19 protein-coding genes are annotated in these 24,650 nt (G+C 56.6%); 11 read left to right on the forward strand and 8 right to left on the reverse strand.

Annotation, left to right across the window (positions count from 1 at the left end; translation table 11 throughout):
- Nucleotides 1-53: 53 nt before the first annotated feature.
- Nucleotides 54-1,190, reverse strand: a complete 1,137-nt coding sequence (locus HMPREF0576_RS01535; RefSeq protein WP_004010429.1) for an Mrp/NBP35 family ATP-binding protein — start codon at nucleotides 1,188-1,190, stop codon at nucleotides 54-56.
- Nucleotides 1,191-1,514: 324 nt separating this feature from the next.
- Between HMPREF0576_RS01535 and HMPREF0576_RS01540 the strand changes: the two genes are divergently transcribed.
- Nucleotides 1,515-3,425 (forward strand): acyltransferase family protein, encoded by a 1,911-nt coding sequence (locus HMPREF0576_RS01540; protein WP_211576812.1) that lies wholly within the window; start codon nucleotides 1,515-1,517, stop codon nucleotides 3,423-3,425.
- On the opposite strand, the gene HMPREF0576_RS01545 is transcribed toward HMPREF0576_RS01540, so the two are convergent.
- The 5 genes from HMPREF0576_RS01545 to HMPREF0576_RS01565 form a co-directional block, all read right to left on the reverse strand.
- Nucleotides 3,422-4,300, reverse strand: coding sequence for a PHP domain-containing protein (locus HMPREF0576_RS01545; protein WP_004010432.1), 879 nt, complete (start codon nucleotides 4,298-4,300; stop codon nucleotides 3,422-3,424). The two genes, HMPREF0576_RS01540 and HMPREF0576_RS01545, sit on opposite strands and share 4 nt — an antisense overlap.
- A gap of 102 nt (nucleotides 4,301-4,402) precedes the next feature.
- Nucleotides 4,403-5,917, reverse strand: coding sequence for an aminopeptidase P family protein (locus HMPREF0576_RS01550; protein ID WP_004010433.1), 1,515 nt, complete (start codon nucleotides 5,915-5,917; stop codon nucleotides 4,403-4,405).
- Nucleotides 5,918-6,032: 115 nt separating this feature from the next.
- A complete protein-coding gene (locus HMPREF0576_RS01555) occupies nucleotides 6,033-6,539 on the reverse strand; it encodes a hypothetical protein (RefSeq protein WP_004010434.1) in 507 nt (168 codons plus the stop codon).
- Nucleotides 6,539-8,116, reverse strand: coding sequence for a DEAD/DEAH box helicase (locus HMPREF0576_RS01560; protein WP_004008163.1), 1,578 nt, complete (start codon nucleotides 8,114-8,116; stop codon nucleotides 6,539-6,541). Before HMPREF0576_RS01560 ends, HMPREF0576_RS01555 begins: the two co-directional genes overlap by 1 nt.
- A gap of 138 nt (nucleotides 8,117-8,254) precedes the next feature.
- Nucleotides 8,255-10,444, reverse strand: a complete 2,190-nt coding sequence (locus HMPREF0576_RS01565; protein ID WP_211577393.1) for a cell wall-binding repeat-containing protein — start codon at nucleotides 10,442-10,444, stop codon at nucleotides 8,255-8,257.
- Between the two features lie 79 nt (nucleotides 10,445-10,523).
- Between HMPREF0576_RS01565 and HMPREF0576_RS01570 the strand changes: the two genes are divergently transcribed.
- Nucleotides 10,524-11,147 (forward strand): ferritin-like fold-containing protein, encoded by a 624-nt coding sequence (locus HMPREF0576_RS01570; RefSeq protein WP_004008161.1) that lies wholly within the window; start codon nucleotides 10,524-10,526, stop codon nucleotides 11,145-11,147.
- A gap of 6 nt (nucleotides 11,148-11,153) precedes the next feature.
- Here the strand turns inward: HMPREF0576_RS01570 and HMPREF0576_RS01575 are convergent, their stop codons facing one another.
- The gene (locus tag HMPREF0576_RS01575) at nucleotides 11,154-11,375 is read right to left on the reverse strand and encodes a DUF3107 domain-containing protein (protein ID WP_231294236.1); all 222 of its coding nucleotides are present in this window, start codon (nucleotides 11,373-11,375) and stop codon (nucleotides 11,154-11,156) included.
- Between the two features lie 129 nt (nucleotides 11,376-11,504).
- Here HMPREF0576_RS01575 and HMPREF0576_RS01580 point away from each other — a divergent pair, with 129 nt between their 5' ends.
- Both HMPREF0576_RS01580 and HMPREF0576_RS01585 read left to right on the forward strand, forming a co-directional pair.
- A complete protein-coding gene (locus HMPREF0576_RS01580) occupies nucleotides 11,505-14,915 on the forward strand; it encodes a PD-(D/E)XK nuclease family protein (protein WP_245527299.1) in 3,411 nt (1,136 codons plus the stop codon).
- Nucleotides 14,912-18,487, forward strand: coding sequence for an ATP-dependent helicase (locus HMPREF0576_RS01585; RefSeq protein ID WP_004010436.1), 3,576 nt, complete (start codon nucleotides 14,912-14,914; stop codon nucleotides 18,485-18,487). The genes HMPREF0576_RS01580 and HMPREF0576_RS01585 overlap by 4 nt, the downstream gene beginning before the upstream one ends.
- A 316-nt stretch (nucleotides 18,488-18,803) precedes the next feature.
- On the opposite strand, the gene HMPREF0576_RS01590 is transcribed toward HMPREF0576_RS01585, so the two are convergent.
- Nucleotides 18,804-19,901, reverse strand: coding sequence for a macrolide 2'-phosphotransferase (locus HMPREF0576_RS01590; protein WP_004010437.1), 1,098 nt, complete (start codon nucleotides 19,899-19,901; stop codon nucleotides 18,804-18,806).
- 282 nt (nucleotides 19,902-20,183) lie between these two features.
- Here HMPREF0576_RS01590 and HMPREF0576_RS01595 point away from each other — a divergent pair, with 282 nt between their 5' ends.
- The 7 genes from HMPREF0576_RS01595 to HMPREF0576_RS01625 are packed head-to-tail and all read left to right on the forward strand — an operon-like array spanning nucleotide 20,184 to nucleotide 24,645.
- A complete protein-coding gene (locus HMPREF0576_RS01595) occupies nucleotides 20,184-21,227 on the forward strand; it encodes a TadA family conjugal transfer-associated ATPase (protein WP_425357317.1) in 1,044 nt (347 codons plus the stop codon).
- Complete coding sequence (locus HMPREF0576_RS01600) at nucleotides 21,220-22,107, forward strand: type II secretion system F family protein (RefSeq protein WP_004010439.1); 888 nt, start codon at nucleotides 21,220-21,222, stop codon at nucleotides 22,105-22,107. Before HMPREF0576_RS01595 ends, HMPREF0576_RS01600 begins: the two co-directional genes overlap by 8 nt.
- 3 nt (nucleotides 22,108-22,110) lie before the next feature.
- Complete coding sequence (locus HMPREF0576_RS01605; RefSeq protein ID WP_004010440.1) at nucleotides 22,111-23,022, forward strand: type II secretion system F family protein; 912 nt, start codon at nucleotides 22,111-22,113, stop codon at nucleotides 23,020-23,022.
- Nucleotides 23,023-23,054: 32 nt separating this feature from the next.
- Nucleotides 23,055-23,240 (forward strand): hypothetical protein, encoded by a 186-nt coding sequence (locus HMPREF0576_RS01610; protein WP_004010441.1) that lies wholly within the window; start codon nucleotides 23,055-23,057, stop codon nucleotides 23,238-23,240.
- Nucleotides 23,209-23,679 carry a TadE/TadG family type IV pilus assembly protein gene (locus HMPREF0576_RS01615; RefSeq protein ID WP_245527300.1) on the forward strand — a complete coding sequence of 157 codons (471 nt, stop codon included), beginning with the start codon at nucleotides 23,209-23,211 and terminating at the stop codon, nucleotides 23,677-23,679. The genes HMPREF0576_RS01610 and HMPREF0576_RS01615 overlap by 32 nt, the downstream gene beginning before the upstream one ends.
- 44 nt (nucleotides 23,680-23,723) lie before the next feature.
- Complete coding sequence (locus HMPREF0576_RS01620) at nucleotides 23,724-24,140, forward strand: hypothetical protein (RefSeq protein WP_004008150.1); 417 nt, start codon at nucleotides 23,724-23,726, stop codon at nucleotides 24,138-24,140.
- Nucleotides 24,130-24,645: a pilus assembly protein TadG-related protein gene (locus HMPREF0576_RS01625; protein ID WP_004010443.1), complete on the forward strand. Its 516-nt coding sequence runs from the start codon at nucleotides 24,130-24,132 to the stop codon at nucleotides 24,643-24,645. Before HMPREF0576_RS01620 ends, HMPREF0576_RS01625 begins: the two co-directional genes overlap by 11 nt.
- Nucleotides 24,646-24,650: the final 5 nt, after the last annotated feature.

Genomic DNA, 24,650 nt, shown 5'->3' on the forward strand with positions numbered 1-24,650 from the left:
CTGCAAGCCTCGGATTGCAGACAGCCGCCCCTGCACTGCCTTAATTTCGGGATCTATTTCACAGTGACGTTCAAACGGTGACCTTTTAAGCTGCGTGCTCGTTGGCTCAAAGTCGTGGCAGCGGAACGCAAAGCTGTGCCAGCGACGGATTCTCCGTTCTTGGCTGCCTCGCTGATTGCCAGGGGGACGCCGCTATCGGAGGCTTCCCGATAGGCGACTTCCAGCGGAATTTGAGCCAGCAGGGGAACTTCGTAACCCAAAATCTGGGACAGTCGAGACGCTACCTGTTCACCGCCGCCTGACCCAAAGACCTCGATACGAGAACCGTCCGGACCGGTCAGGTAGCTCATATTCTCGATGACGCCGACGACTTTTTGATTTGTGCCCGATGCAATCGAGCCGGCGCGTTCGGCGACTTCAGCAGCGGCGAGCTGCGGGGTGGTCACCACCACGATTTCTGAGTTCGGCAGCAGCTGTGCCACGGAAATCGCTACGTCACCGGTACCGGGGGGCAGGTCGAGCAGTAACACGTCCAAGTCCCCCCAGAACGTTTCAGACAAGAACTGTTCCAAAGCCCGGTGCAGCATCGGTCCGCGCCATACCACCGGTTGCCCGTCGGGGACGAACATCCCCATAGAAATAACTTTTACCCCGTGCGCGGTGGGTGGCATCATCATGTCTCCCACCGGGGTTGGAGCCACGTCTTCCAAGCCAAGCATCCGCGGAATCGAAAACCCATAAATGTCGCAGTCCAACACGGCTACCTTTAGCCCAGAATCTGCCATTGCGGCAGCCAGGTTAGCCGTGACGGAAGACTTGCCGACCCCGCCTTTGCCAGAAGTAATCGCATAAACGCGGGTCAGGGAGTCTGGCTGAGTGAAAGGAATGACCGGTCTGGCACCCTGTAGCTTTTCTTTCACCCGGTCGAGTTCCTCGCGGCTCATGACGCCCATTTCCACTTCTACGGAAGTCACGCCGGGAACTTCCGCCAAGCGCGCTTTGGCGTCTTGCTCAATCTGAGCCTGCAGGGGGCATCCCGCTATAGTCAGGGCGATGCGGGCAAAAACGTGGCCCGATTCGTCGATTTTCAGTTCCTGGACCATATCCAAATCGGTGATTGACCGGCGAATCTCGGGATCAATGACCTTTTCCAGGGCTTTCATCAGTTCATCTGTAGTGGGTAATGTCATACCTTCATGCTAATGCTAGCGCTGGGTTTTTTCACACTAGGGGGCTAGGCTTAACACTTGTTATATTTGCGGCTGTCATAAAGGAGTACGGTGGCTTTCAGATTTGGTAAGGCTCGGTTGAACGGACATCCTCGGTCTGCTGTGCCCCCGTTGCCAACACAATCACCGTGCCCGGCTGCGTCGGCAGCATCACCACTTGAGACTCGTGTTACGGACTCCGGGGAAAATGGAGAAACACCCCTCTTATCCCCGCCCAGCGCCGCATCTCGCCAGACTGAGACAACCGTGCAGTCCTCGTCAAATTCCTCTTTACCAGACACGAAAATGCCTCGCTATCAGCTGCGCGGTCTAGACGGCATTCGAGCCTTGGCAGCTTTGGCAGTGTTGGTTTACCACGTGGCTCCAAACTGGCTGCCAGGAGGATTTCTGGGTGTCGACGTGTTCTTCGTGCTGTCAGGATTCCTGATTACGGCGCTGTTAACGCGCGAAAAGCGTCTCACCGGGCGTATCAATCTGACTGCCTTTTGGCTGCGGCGTTTCCGGCGGCTGGTTCCTGCCGTAACTTTGACCGTATTGGTGACCGTGCCGCTGGCAGCCGTGGTCAACCGGGATTTCCTGGTGGGAATCTGGTATCAAGTCCTGGGAGCCCTGACCTACACCTATAACTGGGTCAACGTGGCTTTCGGGGGATCCTATTTTGACCGAACTAACCCGCAGTTCCTCTCGAACATGTGGACCCTGGCGGTGGAGCAGCAGTTTTACCTGGCTTGGCCACTGATTTTACTGCTGATTTTCCTGATTCCGACCCGACATCGGTGGTTGGTGCCCGCACTGTTGGCGCTGGCTTCTGCCAGTGAAATGGCGGTGTTAAAAGCCGGGGGTGGAAACCTGACCCGCATCTATGAAGGCACTGACACGCACGCGTTCGGGTTGATGCTGGGGGCGACTTTGGCTTTGCTGTTCCCCCTAGCGTTGGAAAATACCCCGCATTACTTAGATCGGTCAACAGTCCAGTTGCGCGGCTTGGCGGCTTGGATTGGCATGGTAGGTGTGTTCGTAAGTTTCTTGATGCTGCGTGACAACGACCCTTTCACCTATCCGTGGGGTGTGCTGGCGGTAAGTGTGCTGACCATCGGCATTATGCAGGTGTGTTTGGAGGAAGTCGCCGGTGTGAGCGGACCGGGTCAGATTCTGGTCGAATTATTGTCGTGGCGTCCGCTGCAATGGTTGGGGGTGCGATCCTATTCCCTCTACCTGTGGCATTGGCCGGTGTTTATGCTGGTCAACAGCCTGTGGCGAGGATTGCCACAGTGGGCGGCACTGGTGGTTATTGCCACAGTATCGATTTTGGCAGCATCTCTGAGCTATAAGTATGTGGAAAATCCCATGCGGCGCAATGGTTTGTTAGCCACCTGGAAACGTTGGTTTGCGCCACGTCTGTCCCAGGGCGAGAATCCGGCAGATTCCTCTCAATCGCAGGTGGCATGGTGGCGGCGCTCCCTGGTGTGGACGGCTGCCGTGGTAGCGGTGCTACCATTGGTCATTTCTATCGCCATAGCCCCGGAAAAAACCGCTGCCGAACAACTCGTTGCCACCGGGGAACACTTTATCCATAAGGGAAAGCAAGTAGACAGCTCTCCCCACAAGGCTGGTGCGACCCCGCAATCACCCGGACACGCCTCCCCGAAAAAGTCAACCGCGTCAACCAAAACTTCTGAAAATATCGTGCCAATCACCGGGGACCAGGTAGACATTATTGGGGACTCAGTGACCCTCGCAGCAGCTCCGAAACTCGCTGAAGCCCTGCCCGGTGCCAATATAGACGCGGCAGTGTCGCGCAGCTCCGTGACTGGCGTGGGAATCATGCGCACCCTCCAGGCACAAGGCGCGCTGCGCCCCTACGTAGTCTTTTCTTTGGCTACGAATTCGACGTTCAGAGTTAGAGACGGTGAAGCTCTGCTTGCCGAGTTCCCGCAGACAAAATTTGTGTTTGTGACCGGTCACGGCAGGGCCTCCCAGGAGTGGATTACAATCTCGAACCAAACCATGTATGCCCTGGCTGGAGCCCACCCTGATCGGGTGAAAGTCGCCAGCTGGGACAGTGCCATCGCCGGACATGTGGATCTCTTGGCTAGCGACGAAGTCCACCCCGGACCAGCTGGGCAGGACATCTATGCCACGACCGTCCGCGATGCACTGCAGCAGTTTGCCACCAAACCGGGTAGCAATTCCTAGCCCAATGGCAGCTCACCTAAAAGCGGGCTGGCGCCCATGGCGAGTATCTGGCGCAAGCTCGCTGCGGGCATAGTGTTTTCCCCCAGCTGATTAGGTTTGCCCGCTCCGTGATAATCCGATGCGCCAGAGACAAATAAATCGAGTTCTTGTGCCAATTCGGCAGCCAGCTGGCGAGCGGAGGTATCGTGCTCACGATGATTGACTTCAATACCCCGCAGTCCGATTTGCGCAAGCTTGCGTACTGCTCCGGGATCTAGCTTCCGTTTGCTGCGGGTCACTGAAAACGGATGAGCCAGCACGGGAACGCCGCCATCAGCGCAAATTGCCTCCACGACTGCAAAGCTGTCCACAACTGGGCGCGTCACGTAATAGGGAGAGCCGGGATTGAGCACTTTTTCGAACGCCTCAGAGCGGGTCTGAAAATAGCCTTTCCGCACCAAGGCATCGCCGATATGCGGTCGCCCCGGTGTTAATCCAGTAATTTCTGCCTCGACGTCTGACCACGTCAGGGGATAGTCCTGGCTAATCTTTGCGACCATGCGCTGCATCCGTTCCCGGCGGTCACGGTGGGCGGTTTTTAAGATTTCCCGGACGTTGCTGCGGCGAGGATCCGGCAGATAATTCAACAGGTGAACAGGGCATAGCTCCACACTTGTAGAAATTTCCGTACCCAAAATAGCCGCGGGGGGTCTAACCCCTGCGGACATCAACGCGGCGTGGGCGACACGGAACGGCTCCCAGTGATCGAATGTGTCGTGATCCACCGCACCGATTACATCCAGACCGGCAGCCCGAGCCTTTTCCAGCAAATCACGTGGCGAGTCCGTGCCGTCGGAGAGCGCGGAATGCACGTGGGGGTCTATTTTCAAGGCCATATCCACATCCTAACGATTCGCCGGCGGACCCGGCAGTGACGCTGAGTCGCCAGAGATTACTGCGGGGAGTCGGAGCTGCCCGAAACCGGGACAGCCACGGCGCTATTCCGCCTGCACGCGGGCAATCCAGGCTTCCACGTCAGCTACAGTGCGGGGGATATGCTGCGAGATACGCTCGCATTTGCCGCCCGGTCCCACCAGAATGTCGTCCTCGATACGCACGGAAATGCCGCGGTATTCCGGGGGAACCGCCAAGTCGTCCTTCCGGAAGTACAGTCCGGGCTCAATCGTGAAAATCATGCCCGGTTCCAGCCTGGCCCCGTTGTACATCTCGCGGCGCGCCTGGGCGCAATCATGCACGTCAATGCCCAGGTGGTGGGAAGTGCCATGCACCATCCACCGGCGGTGATACTGACCGTCCTCCTGTAGCGATTTCTCCCAGGAAACCGGCAGTAAGCCCCACTCGTCGAGCCTCTGTGCGATGACGCGCATCGCGGCGCTATGGACATCGGAGAAAATACATCCCGGCTGATTAGCCTGGTCAAAAGCCGCGTCGGCGGCATCCAAGACCGCTTGATAAACCCGACGCTGTACCTCGTTGAAACGACCATTAATTGGCAGGGTCCGGGTGATGTCCGCGGTGTAGAGCGAATCGAGCTCCACTCCGGCATCAATTAAAATGAGGTCACCGTCCCGCACCACGCCATCGTTGTTAATCCAGTGCAGGGTAGCGGCGTGTTCCCCGGATGCCGCAATGGTGTCATATCCCAGACCGTTACCAACTTCCCGAGCGCGCGCCCCGAAAGCCCCTTCCACCACACGTTCACCGCGGAAATGTTTCACTGCCCTGGGGAAAGACCGGATTGCTTCTTCAAAGCCTTCCTTGGTGGCGGCGACAGCTTTGCGCATCTCCTCGATTTCCCAATCGTCCTTAATCAAACGCAATTCCGAAGTTGCTTCTTCTAGCGTATCGTCTAATTGTTTGGCATCGTCGGGGTCGATCCCGGCTTGCTCCCGAACCTGATTCACCAGTGCCGTGGCTTGTGAATCAGAGGTAGAAATCATGGCAATCTGGACTTGACCAGCATCTTTCGCTAGGACATCAGGCAGTGTCTCCAGGTGGGCACAAGGGATTCCACACATGCGCTCGAATTCTTCCAACGAGGGTCGCACCCCGACCCACAGCTCGCCGTAACGTGAATCGGCGTAAAACTCTTCAGATGCCCGTGACGCGCGAGGACGGAAAAATACGGTGGCGATGTGTGTTCCTTCGCCTTCACCAACTTCGCCGTCCCGCACCGGGTTCAAAACCAGCATGCCATCGGGAATTAGATCAGTGCCTAAGCCGGTCAAGTGAGAAAAAGCAGAGTGAGGTCGGAAGCGGTAGTCGCAGTCATTGTTGCGCACTACCAGGGCGCCGGCAGGAATGACGAGGCGCACACCCTTAAACTTTTCCCCCAAGGTCACGCGACGGCGCAGCGCGTAGGGTGCAGCAGCGGAGCGTTCGTAGCCATCAGTAGGACGGGGACCCCAGTTTTCGCCAATAAACTTTTTAAACTCTTTGGACTGCGGTTGACGTGAGCGGTTCTTGCCGCGGGTATCTTTTTGTTCACTCATGCCTTCAAGTCTACGCGCTCGACCTCAACTCGCGACTATTTTCCTATCCTCCAGCACGAAACTGTCTCTGCCGAAATCGCGGAGAAAGGAATGGTTTACCAACCTAATATGAGGTTTAGGGCAAGTCCGGCGCGGAATCTTCAGGGGTAGCTTCGTCTGTCTCGGTGGCGGGCTTTCCCGCGTCATCGTCCATTTCAGGGAAAGGAGCAACCCCTGCGGAATCTTCAAGATCCGGGGCAGCCTGCTTGGCAGCTGCCTCCGGATCCTCCGGGGGTTGTCGAATCAAAGCGTTCAAAGCTGTTCCAACCAGCCCGGCTATCCCAATGCCGATAACGAAAGTCCAAATCACCCGATTTCCGCCGTCTTCGCCCAGGTCAGAAAACACAAAGAACTTCATCAAGCCAGCAATCAGCGCGGCAACGAAAGAGATTACGTACAAACCGCCGGGTTCGCGATGCAGCAGGGCGCGCACCAAGGCGATGACCCCGCCCCAAAATCCGGCAGCCAGCAGGCAAGCCCCGACCATCTGGGTATTTTCTTCAGCCGAGAGCATCGAGAGGAGACCTAATGCGATTAAAGCGCCAAAAACGACGCCTTCGTAAGGGGTGAGGTGATCAATCATTAGTGGGCTCCCTTACCTTTTCCAGTCTTATCAGACTTGTGACGGCGGGTACGTTTGCGTTGACGTTCCTTTTTAGCAGGTTCTTCAGCTGCCCCGCGCTTAGTGGTTTTTTCGCGTTCTTTACAGTCGTGTTTCTTCTTGGTGTTTTTGCGTGGTCCGCGACCCTTCTCAGATTTGCGGCGCCCCGCACCGGAGCCTTTCCCGGCGCGGCGTTTCCCCGGACGTGCCGGGTCGCGCCCACCCAAATCCTCCAGCTCCTCGGCTTCCAATCCGGCGCGAACCCTGCGGAATCGTGGCAAGTTTGCGGTAGCATCCGTGGGAATATCAAGGTCGGAATAGAGATGCGGGGAGGTGTGATAGGTCTCTTGCGGGTCAGCAAAATCCAAGTCGAGAGTCCGGTTAATGACTCGCCACCGCGTCAGGTCCTCCCAATCGATGAACGTAATGGCGCTGCCCTTGTTGCCGGCACGGGCAGTGCGCCCAATTCGGTGAATGTAGGTCTTATCATCCTCGGGGCATTCGTAGTTGATTACGTGGGTCACGTCATCCACGTCGATGCCTCGCGCTGCCACATCGGTGGCGACCAGCACGTCCACCTTGCCGTGACGGAAAGCCCGTAAAGCCCGTTCTCGTGCGTTTTGACCCAAATCACCGTGGATAGCGCCGGTGGCAAAGCCCCGCTCGGCGAGTTCGTCGGACAGCCGTTGGCAGGTTCGTTTCGTGCGGGTAAAGATAATCGTCAAGCCCCGATTTCTGGCTTGCAAAATGCGAGCGATAACTTCCGTCTTGTTGAGGGAATGTACCCGGTACACGACCTGTTTGACCTGTCGCACGGTCTGCGAGGAGTCAGTCGGATCGGTGGCACGGATATGAGTGGGTTGGTACATGTACCGACGCGCGAGAGCTACTACCGGACCGGGCATGGTCGCCGAGAACAGCATGGTGTGACGGCGCGGGGGAATCTGGGAGATGAGTTTTTCCACGTCAGGTAGGAAGCCCATGTCCAGCATCTCGTCGGCCTCATCCATAACCAGGGTTCGGATTCGTCCCAGTTTCAAGGTGCCTTGATTCATCAGGTCAATCAGTCGTCCCGGAGTGCCAACAACAACTTCCACACCTTTGCGCAGTGCCTCAACTTGGGAATCAAACCCAACGCCACCATAAATCTCGATGATGCGAGCCACTCGATGAGTCGCTGCGGCTCGGATTTCCGCCGCGACTTGTTTTGCCAGCTCGCGTGTCGGCAAAATCACTAGGGCTTGCGGGAATCCGGAATCCGGTATCTCATCCCAGCCTTCGTCACCGGGACCGATGATGTCATGCAAGATAGGAATGGCAAATCCGAGGGTTTTGCCAGTGCCGGTCTTTGCCTGACCGATAATGTCCTGACGATTCAGCGCGACTGGCAAGGTCAAAGCTTGAATTGGAAAGGGGTGAATGATGCCCTGGTCACGCAGCGCCGCAACGATTTCGGGTTCCACATCGAAATCGGCGAAAGTCTTGTCTTGGTTCGCCTCCAAGTCGTTAATACCGGTGATGTCCGCCGCGGTTCCCTCATCAGTTTCCGCGGTTTCCATGGTATTTTCGCTTCTCAATATGTATCTTCCTTATCGTTGTCAGTATTCAAAAGTCGTGTACCTACATCTTTCATTGTAAACCGCGCTGGCTGGGGGATGTAGTGTTCCTGTCAGGTTCAACGGTTCACGAACCTATGCCTAGAACTCGGTGACGTTGTGATTGACATAATCTGGCCAGTCCAGAGCGCTCTGGAGGGATTCTTCACAGATTGCGGCGTATCCGCCCAGGGCGGTCACTTGGAAGGCATTGAGTTTTGCCAAAGTGCGCAGAGTAGATTGGTCCAGGCGCCCGCACCCGCGCGGCACCAGCAAAATTGGTCCGTTGCGCAGATGCCCTCCCGAAACCGCGTCAGCAAACACATCGCCGCGAGCCAGATAGGCGTGGGTTGAGGGTTGCAGACGTGCGGATTCCAAAGCAATTTCCCGCGATGTTTCGTAGCGATCCCGACCGCCCAAGCGGGTTGCTGCTTTGCCATTAGCTACGCTGCGGAGAACTGCATCCGACACGGCGGATCGCCCGCCCAGGGCAACTACCCGTTTCACCTGCAGGTCTGATGCTAGTTGGCGAATGGTGGCGATAGCGGGGGAGGATGAGTCAACCAGAACGATAGGTCCGTCCCCCAAGGCAGCGCCGGTTAGCGCATCCGGAGAGACCCTGCCGCCCGGTCCGTAGGCATTGGCAATGTAGAGAGAATTTGCTTTTGTAAAGGCTCTCCGGGCGACCATCACAGACGTATCGACCCGGTTTGCCCCGCCAATCCGCAATGCGGCGCGCCCCCCGGCGAGTTCATAGAGACGGGCGTCCGAAATTGCTCCTGTTCCCCCCAAAGCCGCGACCTGTTTGGGTTTCAGGGCGCGCAGAGTTTCAGAAATCACCGCGGGCACCGGAGACGAATCGGGAGGAACCAGCAGGACCGGACCGTCCTTGAGAACCCCACCTACTAAAGCGTCGGCAAAGACATCGGATCGGGCCAGATATGCCACTGCCGGGCGTGAGCTTGCAGACTTGGCGATAGCTGCAGACGTTTCGAATCGATCCGCCCCGGCAATCCGGTCAGTATGCAGGTCGGGGATATGCGGTCGAGAATCTAGGGAGTTCACGACTCCGTCTTGATCCGCATCTCCGTCAGGGTCAGCCGGCCAGTCGGAGTTGAATAAGTTTATCTGATAGCTGGTCGAGGCAGGTACCGGCTGACAGTTTGGAGCGGTGTTGATATTAGAAATACTGACGGTATAGCGGGCTACGTTGTAAAAGCTAGGAATGGTCAACTGATCCAGGGGGACTTTAAACAAAATCGTGTCATACCCGCCGTATTGCCACGGTGTCTGGTTAGGGTCGATTCCGGGTTCGGCACGGTGAATGACCTGTAGCGGAATCTCTCCCGTCGGACCGGTCACCCGAACTTCCGCATTACGCAGGTCTGCGCAGCGACCAGAATAAGACCAACGGGACACGTTTTCGCCCGCTCCGGTAGGCAGGATACGGGAAGGAAAATACCCCGCTGCCGGCCACGCGAGGCTCGGGGGCTGCTGAATTGCAGGATTCCAAAAATTGGGGTGGGCAGGTCTGCCGGCAGCCTGGTAAGTCGTGTCAAAAAGTTGGATGGAAGTTGCCGTAGGACCGGAGGTGCCGATTGAGACCGCCCCGATAGCGGCGTTCGCTTGAATGGGTGAGAACATCTGGAGCCGATGTCCCAGGTTGTCATTTGTGTTTGTGGTTGAGGCTTCGGTGATGTAGCGCAAGATTTCCGTGGCTGGAGTAACGATGCCATCCAAACGGGCAATCACCCCCGAACGGGAGGCAAGTTTCACGTCCTCGTTGAGACACGCCACGCCCGGAACGGAGTCGGGCACGGGGGAAGCCACCGGTCCTGCCGCGGCGGTGAGAGCTGCCGCTTGTGCCGGACCTTGCGGAGCATAGCCCGCAGGCAAGCTGACCGGCGCGAGATGATTCAAAGACCGCAAATAGTTCCAGGTAGAGAGCATCGCTTGGACAGCTTCGGGCTGTGCCGTGCCGGGGGTACACGAGGAGATAACCGTCCCGGAAGAAAATGGGGTGACCTGATCTGTTGAGTTCCACAAGGTTTCAAACTCGGCTCGTGCCGTTGCCTCATTATTTCCCAGAGTCACCGGGGTGCCGGCGGGCTGAACCGATACCGAGTTCGCTCCGGGTACTCCAACAACCAGCCCGGTTGCGGACAACCCCAGCGCTGCCAGAGTCACGCCCACGTGTCGCCACAGACGGCTTTTGCCTGCAAAACGAAACACAGGCGGGTGACGGACGGGAGACTCGGCTGGTTTAAAATTCAGAACAGAAGAAATCCGCATCTCTCCATTTTGGCAACTTTTCCAGGCACTGTCTCGAGTTTCACATTCCCTACCGCAACGTGGCGCTTAGAATGAACCTATGGAAATTTCAGAAGAACGTACGGCGCATATGCTGGGTTTGGTTGCATTCACGAGGATTACGGCTTACGCTAGGCTGGCTCGGGACGTGTCCCAGACTACTGATTTCGCGGATCAGCTGGCATTGGCGCGCATGGGGGTTTCGTTCGTGACTGCCATTGATGATTTGGAAGCGTTTGCGAATCGGCGGGGTTTAGATCTGGCTAATCTGACCCAGCCTTATGTGGGATTCTTTGACGATATGGAACTGCGCACTCGTCCTCGTGACTGGTGGGAGCGCATGGTGAAAAGCTATATTTTTGTGGGAATTTTGGCAGATATGGAGGACTTGGCAGCCCAGTTTGTCGGAGCTGACATGATTGAGATTCTAGGAGTTTCCGGCTCTGCAGGACTGACCCAGTGGGTGCGAGCCAGGTTGCGTGACGGTATTGCTGCTGACCCGACGGTGGAGTCGCGCCTGTCCATGTGGGGACGTCGCGTTGCGGGAGAAGCCGTGGCGGGGGTCAGAGCCATCCTGGATGCTTATCCGCTGCTGCTGCCCGCTGGGGTAGAGGTCAACGACACGGTGGAAGAAATTCAAAAGCAGCATTCCCGCAGGATGGAAGACCTGGGTTTGGCTTTCTAAGGGAAATCAGATAGCGAAACCAATCCGGTTTTGACGCTCAGGGGCGAATTCAACGTAGGCGATGTTGCCGGCATTGATGAGGGTGTGTGACTCGCGTTTGTCCACCAAATCAATGATTTCCCCACCAGCGACGGCGTCCGTGAGCAGTTTTTGCAGTTCCTCGAAGGACTTGTCGATGTCCAGGGAGAGTTCGCGAGCTACGGACTTCATTCCGATTTTGATTTCCATTACCATTCCTTTCCGACTGTCCTCTCATTCTAGGGGTTTTGCCCGATGAGGGGGAATTTTATGTCCGAGGAGACGACGAGTTTTAAAGTTTCAAATTTTCGTCTTTGGGGCTACTGGTACTCTCAAACTATGGAGATTTTCGATGAGTTAGCGGACCGGGTTCGCCAATCGCTTGATGTCGGTGAATCCGTACTTTTGGCAGGGGTTCCGGCGAGTGGGAAAACCACGCTTTTAGCACAGCTGTTGGTGGGTAATCCCCGGATGCTGGTATTGAGTCCCAATGCGGGTGCTGCCCGCCGATTGAGTGAGCGAGCCTTGGAAATTCGGGCACAATCGGAAGATCCGGGTTGTCTCCTGGGGGTCAGTAAGGGTTTCGTGGCGGAAGTCTTTGCCCGCTTCAATCAATGGCGGAAAGCGGAAGGTCTGCCAGAAGTCAGATTGGCCACCGATGCCGAGGTCATGGTCCAAATCCAGGATTTCCTGGCTGGAATGCCTCTGGAAGAAGAACTGCGCGCGGCTCTGGAAACCCAAGGCTTCCGGCGTGACTTGGTGGATGGAATCTTTCGGGTCCGGGCTTTTGCTGGTGATGTCTCGTCAGACTCCGCAGCGTCCCCGGTACATCCGCTGGTGACCCGGCTGATTCAAGCGATGCAAGCCGACCGGGAAGCAAAACGCTCGCAGGCTCGTCAATCTGCCTGGCCTTTGGACACGGCTTCTCTGTTCGAAGAGTATCTTTTGGCGGTGAAAGCCGGAGCCCCGGTTCCGGAACTGGTAGGCATCGATGATTTGCAAAACTTCAACGGACTGATGATTGACATCCTCTCTCTGTGGGCGACGCATGGAACCACCTTGGTAGCCTGTACTTTGCCCGAAACCTGCGTGAATACCTTCCGTGGTGCAAGCCCCCACTTGAGCGAGAGGCTTTGGCAACAGTTAGAGACAATTCCGGGCAAAGGCGCCATCGAAATTTTGCTTACCCAAGAACACGTTCCCGCACCGTTGCGTCAAGCGTGGCGGATAGCGGTGAATCGTCTGGGCGTGCACGGCATCAGTGCTAGATTGTGGAACTCGATACAGGAATCATCTCCGGCCTCGACAGAGACAGACTCGCTCTGTGATGCAGACGGTCGAGACCGCATTATTTTGGTGGAAAAGTCCACTGACACTGCCCAATATCAAGAAATCGGGACTCTGCTGCAAGACGCTCATATCTTCTCTGATCGACCCCTGAAGTATTCACAGATGGCAGTTCTGACCCGTTCTTCCCGAGAAGCCCGGCAGGTCGCCGAAGTGCTGGAAAACATGGATATTCCGGTGGTAGTTCCGGGAGCCACCGGTCAACTCAACGAAGGGCGACTCACACGCTATCTGCTGAAGATGATGCAGGCGGTTTGCGTGGAAGATTGCGATCAAGTGAAACTATCGGATTTGGATTTAGCCGGATTGCTTTCTTCCGCTCTGGTGGGCTGGGACGTCTGGCGAATGCGGCGAATGGACTCCTCACTGTACGACCTGCGGTTGCAGCCACCGGCAGATTCAGAGAACGCTGCGGGGTCCACTGGGGTGATGGATTCCGCTGACACTGCCGATGATGAGGAGGGCGGAATCCAAATTGTTGGAAACTTACCCTACATTCAGCAGTTCTTGCGCCAGGTTATCTCTGGACAGAATGATTTCTCCGGGCGTTCAGTAGCTGAGATTATCTCTGCAATACCCGACGCAGCACAGCTGGTCGACTTGGCACAGGCTCTCCGATCGGGATGGCAACAATGGAAAGCCGATTCAGGATCAGTACAGCTGCTGCTCTGGAAACTATGGGACGGTCTGGGGCGTGGCGAAATCCTCCAGGCGCGGGCTTTGCAGCCCGGTTTGGTCCCCGCGGTGCGGTCTACGCTACAGATTGACCTGGATTTGGTGATGGACTTGTTCAAAGCTGCAGATTGGTTTGAGGCTCGTAACCCGGGCAAAACCGCGGCGGATTTCGCGCAGGGGATGTTGGCTCGCGACCTCCCCACCGGCACCGTGGCTCCTCATCATCTGGTGAAGGATGCAGTCACTGTAGTGTCAGCCGCAGCCACTGTCTCCCAGCACTGGCCCCTGGTGGCAGTGGTGGGTCTCACTGACGGAAACTGGCCGGCGATGCGTTGGCCGGGATCAATCTTGGGTTCCTCCATGTTTGAGCTGGAAAATTACGGCGACCCTACAAACTCCAGCAGTGCTGGTTACCTGTGGAATTGGCAAAACGAATACCGGCACTTCTTTACTGCCCTGACCCGCTGCACGCAACGCCTCATTTTGGGGACCACCGCGCAGGACGGTGTTGGGCGTTCCACCTTTCTCACCTCCCTGGTGCAGACTTTGCAGCTCGAACCGAAACAGCATCGTCGTTTACCCACCAATCTGCGTGATTTCGTCGCCTATCTACGCGCGGCTTGTCTGGGCGGGGAAACCAGTTGGGGAACTCCGACTATAGATGCTCCCACCGCCGCGGGTCTGCTCGCAAAATTGGCAGCAGGGGACTGCCCTTCGGCGCATCCGGAAAATTGGATGGGGGCTTTACCAGTCAGCGGAGACGAGACAGAATCTGCCGAAATTCACATTTACGCTTCCGGTTTGGAACGCGCCTTAGAAAATCCTCTGGATTACGTGCTGAGCTGGTCCGGTTACTCCAACGATGAAGATGACCCGTATGCGGCGAATAAAGTTGGCAACATTGTTCATGAAGCTGCCGAAATCCTGGGACGCAGGTACTGGTGGGAGGGGCACGGACCGCGAGATGACCTGGAGTTTGAGCAAGTCCTGACTGAGCTGCGCCAAGAAGTGCGGCGTCTGCTTGGTCCCTTGTCCGGTGATACGTGGGTGGAATCTAACTTCCGTCGCCACATTGAGACCTGTCTGGTGCCCCTGGCGACCTTTCTGGTAAATCATCAATACCCCTCACGTTTTGAAGTGCGTTATCCCTGCCGGTTGGAGGCCAGCTCCGGGAAGGGTGCCTTGGTCTACAACGCCAGAATTGACCGGGTGATGTTTGCGCATGGGCGCGTCATCATCATGGACTATAAGACCGGTAATCCTTCTAATTTCAGTGCGGCTAAGGTAGCGGCTAATCTGCAGTTGGCGTTATATCAGGCTGCCTATAACGCCTCTCCGGACGGGCAGAAGCAGCCTTGTGACATGGCAGAAATTGTGGCACTGCAGGTTCCACCAGACTCGAAAAAACTGTACTCCACACAGGGCATTGAGGAGCCTCGGGAACCGAAAGTCTGGGCGCAACAATCTCTCGAATCGGGAACGGAGGCGATTACTCTCCCCAATCGGTTCTCCGGGGAGCAACGTCAGATTCTCCGAGATCCCCTGGCTTGGCTGCGCAGCGAGACTCCGGGCGCGCCCGATCCGGAAGCCATGCTGTTGAGAGACTATCTGCAAGACCGTGTGAATTTAGCGGTGGCGGCGTTCAGCGGACCGAATTTGGCGCAAATTGAATCCCTCGGAGCTTGGGGCGCCGGTAATACTCTCGGAGTGGAAGTGAGACAACGATGACTACGACGAAACCAGTGACAGAAATATTTACCGCGTCCGAACTGGCTATTTTGACGGGAGCTAATCCGCCAACTCGGGAACAATCCGCAGTAATTACGGCGCCACGAGGACAGCTCCTGGTGGTAGCCGGAGCAGGCAGTGGCAAGACAGAAACCATTGCGAACCGGCTGGTTTATTGGGTCGTCAATGCCGGTATTGTCCCCGAAGCAATTTTGGGACTGACCTTCACTCGCAAGGCCGCGGCAGAGATGGCAGCTCGTTTTTCGTTGCGTTTGGATCGCTTCGCGAGTCTTTTAGAGTCGGTGCAGGAACGACGGCAAACCGCGGAGGTTAACGCGGTGTTAAAAGCTGCGGACTTTGATCTAAATCAGCTGCGCCAGCGTTTCGATACTCTTGTCCAACGGGGAATGACTTCGGAAATGCTGCGTCACCCGGTCAGTGTCTCCACCTATGATTCCTACGCGGGAACCCTCTTGACAGAATTTGGCACGTTAGTCGGGCGGGAATCCGGTTTCACCACCATCACTGACGCCGCCAGGTATCAAATCATGACTGATGTGGTGCAAATCTGGACCGGAGCGTTAGGGACAAAACGTGAGGGGGAAAACGCTGAAAACCTGGTAAACATTCTGCTGTCTCTGGCTAACGACACGAATTCTCATCTCGTTGATTTGGCTGAGATGAAACAGACCTATCGTTCCTACCTCGCAGCTGCCAAACGCTTGCAAGATGCCGAAGGCGCCGACCTTAACAGCACGGCGTTACGTAATTTGGATACCATCATCGACACCATGGAATTCGGATGTAACGCTACTAACGTCATCCAGGCTTTCAACGAACGTAAACGGGAACTCCTGATGGCAGACTTTTCTGACCAAACTCGGGAAACGGTTCGTTTGGTGGAACAACTGTCGGCAGTCGGGGAAAGCCAGCGGGAACGATTCCAGCTGGTGTTCTTGGACGAATTCCAAGACACCTCAGTGGCGCAGATGCGTTTCCTGGCAGGAATTTTCCGCGATTGTGCGGTTACCGCAGTGGGGGATCCGAACCAAGCCATTTACGGTTGGCGGGGGGCTTCGGCAGCCTCAATGGAGGACTTTGGCTCGATATTTTGCACGGATCCCCACCAGTTACTCACCCGAACCTTGTCGACTTCATGGCGTAACGATGCCGTCATCCTCACAGTCTCGAACCGAATTTCTGCCGAATTGGCAGGAGCGCCGGCGGTGGCTGCGGAGAGGAACATACCCCGGAACCAGGACGTCCAGCCGGCAATCAGTAAACCCCTGCAAGCCCGGCCGGGGGCAAATCCCGGCATCGTTTACGGAATCCAGACGTTGACTGATTTACAGCAAAGTCAAGCGGTGGTGAACTTTTTCCGATTGTGGCAAGCCCAACGGGTGAAGCTGCAGAGTGAAGGGGTGCCTGCCGAAAAATTACCTACTGCCGCAGTACTGTGCCGTGCGAAAAATGCTATTCCTGGCTTGGTTGAGTCCCTGCGCCGTGCCGGAATCCCTTACCAGACCAGGGGTATGCAGGGAATTTTGGAAGATCCGGGAGTGCGCTTGGTGCGCGCCGCTCTGGAAATCACCGACAATCCCGAAAAAAGCGCCAGCCTGCTGCTTTTGCTCGATAGGTATCGGTTGGGATTGAGCGATTTACAGGCAGTGGGACAGAATCGGCACCGTTTCACCCCCTACCAGATAGTGATGGAGGGCGGGGCGCAAGTTTCAACTGAAGCTCAAACTCGACTGGAAAAACTACGCGGGATTCTGACGGAGCTAAAGGATAATGCCCCATTTGCGACCCCCCTGGTGTTGGCGCGGTTAGCACATCGACTGCTCGATTTAGATATTGAACAGCAGTTACCCGGTTCCCCCTGCCAAGCTGGGGCCTATGTGGAGTTCTTAAACCTGGTTCGTGATTTTGGACGGACTCCCGGAGCTACGCTGAGCGGATTTCTTAACTGGCTCAGCGCCGGTGAAGACGAAGAAGCCAGCTTTGCTGACCTAGACTTCGAGGTGGACAATGCGGCGGTGCAGATTATCACCATGCACGCCGCGAAGGGGCTCGAATGGGATTGGGTGGCGGTCCCAAACCTAAATAAGAGCACTTTTCCTTCTGTCAGAGGTGAAATTTGGGTAACGCAACGCGATGTGTTGCCCTATCCGCTGCGCAGTGATCGGGATCATCTTCCTGAGCTGGAACTGAAAACCCAGACCCTGCTGACTGCGACCGGAAGAGTATCAAAGAAAAAAGGGTTACTCGAAACGTTTAAGGAAGATGCCGAGCATTACGCACTCCGGGAAGAATCACGGTTGGCATATGTGGCTTTCACTCGCGCCAAGTCCCGGCTCCTGTTGGGACACTGCTGGTTCGAACGACAGACCAAGAAAGGTCGTCCGCCCAGCCAATTTTTCCTGGTAGAACAAGACCCGCAACAGCACATCTTTTCAGATGCTGATTCATTGGCGTCATCGGGCGGGGCAGACATTATCCAACCCGACCCGTCTACGGTGCCGGTGGTGGAATCCTCGGAGGAGGGTGCGGTCGGTGTAGCAAACCTGTTGACCCCGTTTAACGCGGAGACATTTGCGCAGGAGGTCGCCCGATTGGGGATTGAGACTCCCGACGTGGAATGGCCTGACACCGTAGTTACGTCCATTCCTGACAAAATTGAAAATCCGAATCAAGACCGGTTTGACGCTGGCATTTGGCCGGCGCTACCTCTCACTCAGACGCGCCCAGACTTTGCTCAGGCGGTGCAAGTCACTGAGGCTGCTTTGGATAGTGGCAAATTCTCTGGTGGAATCAGTCAAGACGCGGATGAAGAAACTGAGCGCCGCTTGAGCCAACTGCTGCATCAGCCACAAACACGTTTGGGCACCGGTGATTTGTTGGGACGAATTTCTGCTACCGGGATGGCACATTTGGCGCAAGATAGCGAGGGATACTTGCTCCAGCGTCTGCGTCCCCTGCCCCAACAGCCCAGTGTGGCGGCACGTTTGGGAACCTACATGCACGCTTGGATTGCCAGCCAGCTAGAAAATGAAGATACTTTCATTTTTGACGCCGGAACGGAAGACGGCTTCACGCCAGAACAGCGTGAACTGCTGCACAAGTGGCAGCAGCGTTACGAAGATTTAGAACTGCTGCGGCGACTGCGTGGTCCACAGGTCGAATTTGATGGTGAACTCTACGTTGCGGAAGCCGGCGGTGCCGTGATTCCATTGCGGATAGATGCGCAGTTTGAAGAGGTGCAAACTGGAAAAATCTGGATTATTGACTGGAAAACCGGTCGACGTCAGACTCCGGAAAACTACGCTCAGTGGCTGCACCAGCTGGGAATTTATCGGCTTTACTGGTTGCAGGAGCATCCCGAAACCCCGGCGGAGGATATTATCTGCGCCTATATATTCCTCAATGAGGACAATCCGGCGAAACAACTGCTCACCCTGCAGGACATCCTTGATGAGCTGGGCATAGCCGAATACAGTCGGAGCCTCTTGGTGAGTAACTTGACGGACCGGGGAGGGGAGGTTGACGCAGTTTTAGAAAAATTTGGATATTGAAGTTACCCCTAGGCGCTGCAGTCTGGTGCCGGGTGGTTTCGTGCAAGGGGTTTAGATCTGGCAGCGCTGCCCGTCCCGGCTTTATGCCCCTGCAGAAGCGGGAGAGGACGCGTTGTCATGGGTGAGAGCTTAGTGGCGCGACCCTCGTCTCAGCGCCGATACGGAGAGACAACAGCGGGTTGGGGCGGGACTGTGACTTTAGAAGACCCCGCGGGGTCTGTGTTTTGGGGTCGGTGTGTCGAGGAAACGTAAGGAACACCGAGAGATTCAGTGAGAACCCTTGTGCTCTCAGGGAAAACGCGAAATAATCCCGTCATTAGGAGGCGTCATCCGCAGGCGAGGAAGTGCTCTCGGAATCTGATTCGGTGGCAATTTCTGCAGCAATTTCTGCGGTAATTTCCGTGATGCCCTCGGTGGAGGTTTCACTCGTATCGGCGGTGTCGTCGGGAACATTTGCGCTCTGATCCTCATAGAGGGGGCGACCCGTTAACGACAGGTCTCCGTCCAATCGTTCCAGCTGTTCGTTCAACAGGTCCTGGGCATCGGCAATTATCGAGGCACTACCCTGGTTAACCCCCCAATTGAGCCAATTGACCAGCGCTAATTCAATATACAGGTCGGTACGTTGCCGCAAGAATGGGTCTGAGCCTTCCGCGCGTCCCAAATGGTAAGCGTCAAATACCAGGTCTACCGCCTCATCGGTCAGCTCAGACGCCACCCAGGATAAATCTTGGGAAGGGTCACCCACACTGACCTCGGCAAAACCAGAAATTCCCAAGATTCGGGAATCTGCGACCAGGACGTGCTCAGGATCCAGAGAGCCGTGGACAAACGTAGGATGGAAATGCCACCAGGCGTCTTCGTCGAGAGCTTGCTCCCAACGAGCTTGCAGCACCGGAGGCACCAATCCGGTAGCGACCGCTTGGGACAGATTTTTTCGCAAATCTGCACGGATATCATCTACGCTGGGAGTGGGGAAGCCAACATGAGCGACCAAGTTAGCGGGAATCTCGTGCAGTGCCGCGATGGCTTTACCCAGGGCGCGTAACAAATCCGGATTCTCTGCCAGTTCATTGAGATTCAAGGGATTGCCCGGCAGCTGACGATAAACAATCACCGAAGTTCCGTCTTTCGAAGTGGCGCTGCCTTCGACCCGGGGCACATCAAAAGGAAGCCGGTGCGCGTCGCGGTAGTTCGTCAGCATGGTTAAAATCTTTTGCTGCTTGTGCAGTGCCGTTTCCGCATCTGCATGCTTGGCACCAATGACGCTCCACCGGGCGGAGTGATTATCGAGGATTCCGGTCCAGCGGAAATCGCTGTCTTCGCCAACTGGCGGGCACAGAGACTCAACCTCAAGGTCTGGAATTGCCACGGTTGCCAAAGCCGCCAAGGTCAGAAAATCGGTATCGCTCATCTCTCAATTTTATGTCACCCTGGGAGGTAAACCGCCAGACCGCTCCGGAAAGCTGGAAATATCGCCATTAAATGTCTGCCTTGGACAGGGGGATGGATTTATCGAGAGGGGTCGGCACTGAACTTTGGCAAAACTATGGCAAAATCATAGAAGAACCTGAGAATTTCATGAACGTTAGATGGGAATTTTCCTTTCGGAGCCTACGGATTTGCACTGTAGCAGCAAAAAAGCGTTTAAACTAACCGTAATTTATTGGCTCTCAAGTACGAGGGAGTTATTGACTTGGGCCTAAGCTACGGGAAACTGCAGCCACTGATGGACGATCCAACGGTGGAAGAAATCTGGTTGAACAGTCCTTCCCAGGTGTTTTGTTCCCGTGACGGGCAAGCCCGCCTGACCAACCTGCTGCTGGCAGAAGACGAAGTAGAAGCCTTGGTAGAGCGGATGCTGCGAGCTTCGGGACGGCATTTGGATTTCGTCAACCCCTGCGTGGATGCCACCTTGGAAACCGGAGAACGTTTACATGTCGTCATCCCGCCCGTGACTGCTACCTGGTCCATCAACATCCGCAAGCACAGTGCGAAAGCCGTGAAAGTGCGGGATTTGGTCCGACTCAAGATGATGCCTGCCTGGCTGGCAAGTTTCTTGTCCGAAGCGGTGCGCATCGGCTTGAACATCGTGGTGGCAGGTCCGACCCAGTCTGGAAAAACGACTACGGTGCGGGCCCTGTGCGGGGAAATCCCTCCTGACCAACGTGTCATCACCTGCGAGGAGGTGTTGGAACTCAACCTGAAAGCCCCTGACACGGTGGCGATGCAGACTCGCAACGCCTCGATTGAAGGTCAAGGTGAGATTACCCTGCGCGACTTGGTTCGAGAAACTCTGCGGATGCGTCCCGACCGGCTAATCATCGGGGAGGTTCGCGGCGCTGAGAGCCTAGACATGCTCATTGCCCTGAATTGCGGGATTCCCGGTATGTCTACGATTCACGCGAACACCGCCCGGCAGGCGATTACGAAACTGTCGACCTTGCCGCTGCTGGCGGGAGAAAATGTGACCGCGGCATTTGTGATACCGACGGTAGCAGGTGCCATTGACCTGGTGGTGCAGCTGCGCGGAACGTGGCAGGGCAGCCGCGCGGTGACGGAAGTGTTGGCTTTGGACGGGACACTGCGCGACGGTCAAATCGTGGCACACCCGCTCTACAGCGTGCCGCCAGAAGGTACGCAACCTGTCAAGAACTCCGCGAATTTCGATTTCCTGTCCGCCTTTGGCTCACGGGCTGGTCAGTTGTCTGCCCTCTGGCGGGAGGCGCCCCATGAATAGCCTCTGGCTGACCTGGGCAGCGGCTCTCAGTGCCGCTTCCGGTATTTTCCTGGTGACGCTGAGCCCGAAACGGCGCTCGGTACATCGTGAAAGCTCCCTGAAACGCTATTGGTCACACAAATCTGCTCACTTCAACGACATCACCGCGGTAAGTGGAACGCGCCTCGGGTTGGGACAGTTCTTGGTGCTGTCCCTGTTGGCAGGGGTGTCAGCAGGGATCTGCCTCACCGTGGTGACGGGTTTGGTGATGGTCGGGTGGTTAGCAGGTCTGCTGGCTGCGTATCTGCCATTTTTGGGACTGCAGGGCAAACTGCATTCGGTGCAGGGGCAACGCGGCAAAGCCTGGCCAAACCTGGTAGATGACTTAGTTTCCGGGGTGCGTGCCGGGCTGAGCTTGGGAGAAACCCTCCTGGAGGTTGCCGCGAGAGCCCCGAAGTCTCTGCGGGTGCCTTTTGCGCACTTCGCAGCTGATTATCGGGCGGGTGGGAATCTCGACGCCTCCTTAAAAATCCTAAAACACGAATTGGCTGATCCAGTGGGGGATCGCATTGTGGAAGCGTTGCGCCTGGCTGCACAAGTGGGGGGCAACGACTTGGTAATTCTGTTGGAGGACTTGGGTGCGATGCTGCGCGCGGAGGAACGCACCCGCGGGGAAGTGCTGGCGCGCCAATCTTGGACCGTGACGGGGGCGCGTCTGGCGGCTGCCTCCCCGTGGATTATCCTGGCGCTGCTATTGAGCCGTCCGGGCACCTTAGAGATGTATTCCACCCCGGTAGGTTCCATGATTTTGCTGGTGGGGGCACTGGTGTCGGCGCTGGCTTACCTCATGATGCTGCGGCTGGGGCGCCTGGAAGTTAGTCCGCGCACGATGCGGGAGTAGACCGTGGAAAACGTGGCGCCCTGGATTGTTGGTGGTCTCGCTGTCTTGGTCGGGAGCGGGTTTATCGGGGTGTGTCTGGGGCCGTGGATTCGTCAAGGCGCCTTTCCAGCCTGGCGAATTACCCCTTATGTTCAGGCTGATCTCATTGGTATGGCGACTTACCGAGGCGCGGGCTTGCGGGATACTTCTTTTTCTCATAATGGCTTGACCAGGTTTCTTACGTTTATCAGTCCCTCCAAAGAATCTGTTGAGCGTCGGCTAGAACTGGCGGGTTTGCCCAGGGACCTGTGCGAATTTCGCCGCTCGCAGCTGCGGTGGGCAGCGTCTCTGGGCGTGCTGGCAGTGGTCTTGAGCATTATCGGATTCTGGGGGAGAACCTTGCCGATACCGGGAGCCTTCGTGATGCTGACCTGTTTTGTGTTGGCAGGACTGTTGGTTCCCGATTACCGGCTGACCGGTGCAGCACGGCGTCGCCAACTGCGTCTCAATCAAGAGTTGCCTGATGTCATTGAACTTTTGGCGCTGGCGGTGGGTGCCGGAGAACCTCTCTATGGAGCTTTGCATCGTGTCTCTGCCCGCTGCGCCGGTGTCGCCGGTCAAGAGCTGGAAAAAATCTTGGCAGCTGCAGATAATGGGGACTCTTTGGCTCCCAGTCTGACCGCGGCTCGAGCTCGCAATGATTCCGAAATTCTCGCGCACCTCATTGATGCCATTGTCTCCGCGTTGGAACGCGGCTCTCCCTTAGCGGGCGTGTTGCGGTCCCAAGTGGCGGATTCACGAGCGGTGGCGCGAACCCAGTTGCTCACGGAAGGTGGAAAGAAAGAAGTCCTCATGATGGTGCCAGTGGTGTTCTTGATTTTGCCGCTCACCGTGGTGTTTGCTCTGTATCCCGGTTTGGTGGCTCTGCAGCTGTAAATCGTTCGTATCGAAATCGAAAGGATAAAAACATGCAAAAATTCCGCACTTTGCGAAACTTTGTGTGCACCCTTCTGGGGGCTGAAGACGGTGACGTCCCCGGTTGGGTGATGGTGACTCTGATGACTGCGGGGTTGGTGGTGGCGCTTTCGGCAGTAGCTCTGCCCGCCCTCACGAATCTGTTTAATGACGCCATCACGCATGTCTCGGCTCTCTGAAATCCGTGCCTCGCTGCGTCATCGTCTCGGGCAGCGTTGGCGTGGAGAGTCGGGTTCGGAACCTGCCAGTTTCGCCCTCGTCATGCCACTGGTTCTAATTCTGGTGCTGGGGTTGCTGCAGCTGTCTTTGGCGCTGTGGGTGCACACGACTCTGATTGATGCGGCTGGGGCAGGGGCACATGCAGCAGCTCTGGCGGGGGCGCCGGAGAGCGCCGCCGATGAAACCGTGCGTGGCGTCCTCGCCTCGACTCTGGGTTCCGGCTATGTGCATACGGTCAGTGCCCAGCGGGTCGGCTTGGCGATGCTGCGGGGTCCCTTTGCCACCTCTGACCTGGAGGTTATGGAGGTACAGGTAAAGGCGCCGATGCCCATCATCGGACTGTTCGGAGTGGGGGATATGACCGCAGTGGGTCACGCGGTGATAGAGGAGGGACCGTGAAGTGCCCGTTGCGCCGAAATCGGTCGCGGTTCGTTTCTCGCTTGATGCGGGGGGAATCCGGGGAGGCTACGGTGGAGTTTGTGGGCATTACCATGCTGCTGCTGATTCCCCTGGTGTACTTGATTCTGGCTTTCTTTCAGATTCAATCCGGTCTGTATGCGGCAGAAGCGGGGGCGGCTGGGGCGGCGCGCATCCTCACGTTACATCCCGTCACCGGGGTTGACTCAGCCAGTTTGGCGGTGCAGCTGGCGGCCGCTGATCAGGGTTTACCGGCGGGGAAGGCGCAGTATTCTCTGGAATGTGTGACCGGACCGTGTCCTGCCGCGGGTTCGCGCGGTATCGTCCACGTTAGCCTGGAGGTTCCCCTGCCGCTGGTGGGAACCATTCTGCAGAGCTCTTTTCCGACGTCCTTGACGTTGCATGCGGATCATCCGATTCAGTGGGGTGATCATGGGGCTTAGGGGAGGGCACCAGGGCGGGGTGACGCCACACCGTTTTGCTGCCCGGTTCGAGCGTCTCGGTGACGAGGACGGGCGCATCATGCTGTTGGGACTCGCTGCTTGCGTGTTGCTTTGTGTGATTATCCTGATGAGTATGGCTCTATCCGGGGTGTATCTGGAGCAGCGGCGTTTGCAGCGCCTGGCAGATCAGACCGCCTCTATGGCGGCGGCAAACATGGCGGATACGGCGTATTACCAAAATGGCATCGTTGACGGTGTCCCCCTGGAAATCGAACCGTATCACGCCTCAGAGCGCGCTGCCGAATACCTATCAGGAGCGTCGATAAGCGCAAATTCCAGTCTGGATGGAATTGACCTGGTTGACGTAGATGTAGCTTCGACCCGGGTGCAGGTGACGCTGCGAGCAACCGGAAAAATTCCTTTGGTGCTCCCACTCGTCAGTTCCCTGACCCAGGTCGAACTCACCGCTACCGGGGCGGCTTCGCTGAAGTCCAGCTTCGGCTAGCCGCC

The sequence above is a fragment of the Mobiluncus holmesii ATCC 35242 genome (assembly GCF_000185445.1).
GTDB lineage: Bacteria > Actinomycetota > Actinomycetes > Actinomycetales > Actinomycetaceae > Mobiluncus > Mobiluncus curtisii.

Coding starts and splice junctions, on each gene's coding strand:
- HMPREF0576_RS01535 (WP_004010429.1), bottom strand. CDS start 1,190: ATGACATTACCCACTACAGATGAACTGATGAAAGCCCTGGAAAAGGTC.
- HMPREF0576_RS01545 (WP_004010432.1), bottom strand. CDS start 4,300: ATGGCCTTGAAAATAGACCCCCACGTGCATTCCGCGCTCTCCGACGGC.
- HMPREF0576_RS01615 (WP_245527300.1), top strand. CDS start 23,209: ATGACGCCATCACGCATGTCTCGGCTCTCTGAAATCCGTGCCTCGCTG.
- HMPREF0576_RS01610 (WP_004010441.1), top strand. CDS start 23,055: ATGCAAAAATTCCGCACTTTGCGAAACTTTGTGTGCACCCTTCTGGGG.
- HMPREF0576_RS01580 (WP_245527299.1), top strand. CDS start 11,505: ATGGAGATTTTCGATGAGTTAGCGGACCGGGTTCGCCAATCGCTTGAT.
- HMPREF0576_RS01620 (WP_004008150.1), top strand. CDS start 23,724: ATGCGGGGGGAATCCGGGGAGGCTACGGTGGAGTTTGTGGGCATTACC.
- HMPREF0576_RS01555 (WP_004010434.1), bottom strand. CDS start 6,539: ATGATTGATCACCTCACCCCTTACGAAGGCGTCGTTTTTGGCGCTTTA.
- HMPREF0576_RS01585 (WP_004010436.1), top strand. CDS start 14,912: ATGACTACGACGAAACCAGTGACAGAAATATTTACCGCGTCCGAACTG.
- HMPREF0576_RS01575 (WP_231294236.1), bottom strand. CDS start 11,375: ATGGAAATCAAAATCGGAATGAAGTCCGTAGCTCGCGAACTCTCCCTG.
- HMPREF0576_RS01560 (WP_004008163.1), bottom strand. CDS start 8,116: ATGGAAACCGCGGAAACTGATGAGGGAACCGCGGCGGACATCACCGGT.
- HMPREF0576_RS01590 (WP_004010437.1), bottom strand. CDS start 19,901: ATGAGCGATACCGATTTTCTGACCTTGGCGGCTTTGGCAACCGTGGCA.
- HMPREF0576_RS01600 (WP_004010439.1), top strand. CDS start 21,220: ATGAATAGCCTCTGGCTGACCTGGGCAGCGGCTCTCAGTGCCGCTTCC.
- HMPREF0576_RS01540 (WP_211576812.1), top strand. CDS start 1,515: ATGCCTCGCTATCAGCTGCGCGGTCTAGACGGCATTCGAGCCTTGGCA.
- HMPREF0576_RS01550 (WP_004010433.1), bottom strand. CDS start 5,917: ATGAGTGAACAAAAAGATACCCGCGGCAAGAACCGCTCACGTCAACCG.
- HMPREF0576_RS01570 (WP_004008161.1), top strand. CDS start 10,524: ATGGAAATTTCAGAAGAACGTACGGCGCATATGCTGGGTTTGGTTGCA.
- HMPREF0576_RS01565 (WP_211577393.1), bottom strand. CDS start 10,444: ATGCGGATTTCTTCTGTTCTGAATTTTAAACCAGCCGAGTCTCCCGTC.
- HMPREF0576_RS01625 (WP_004010443.1), top strand. CDS start 24,130: ATGGGGCTTAGGGGAGGGCACCAGGGCGGGGTGACGCCACACCGTTTT.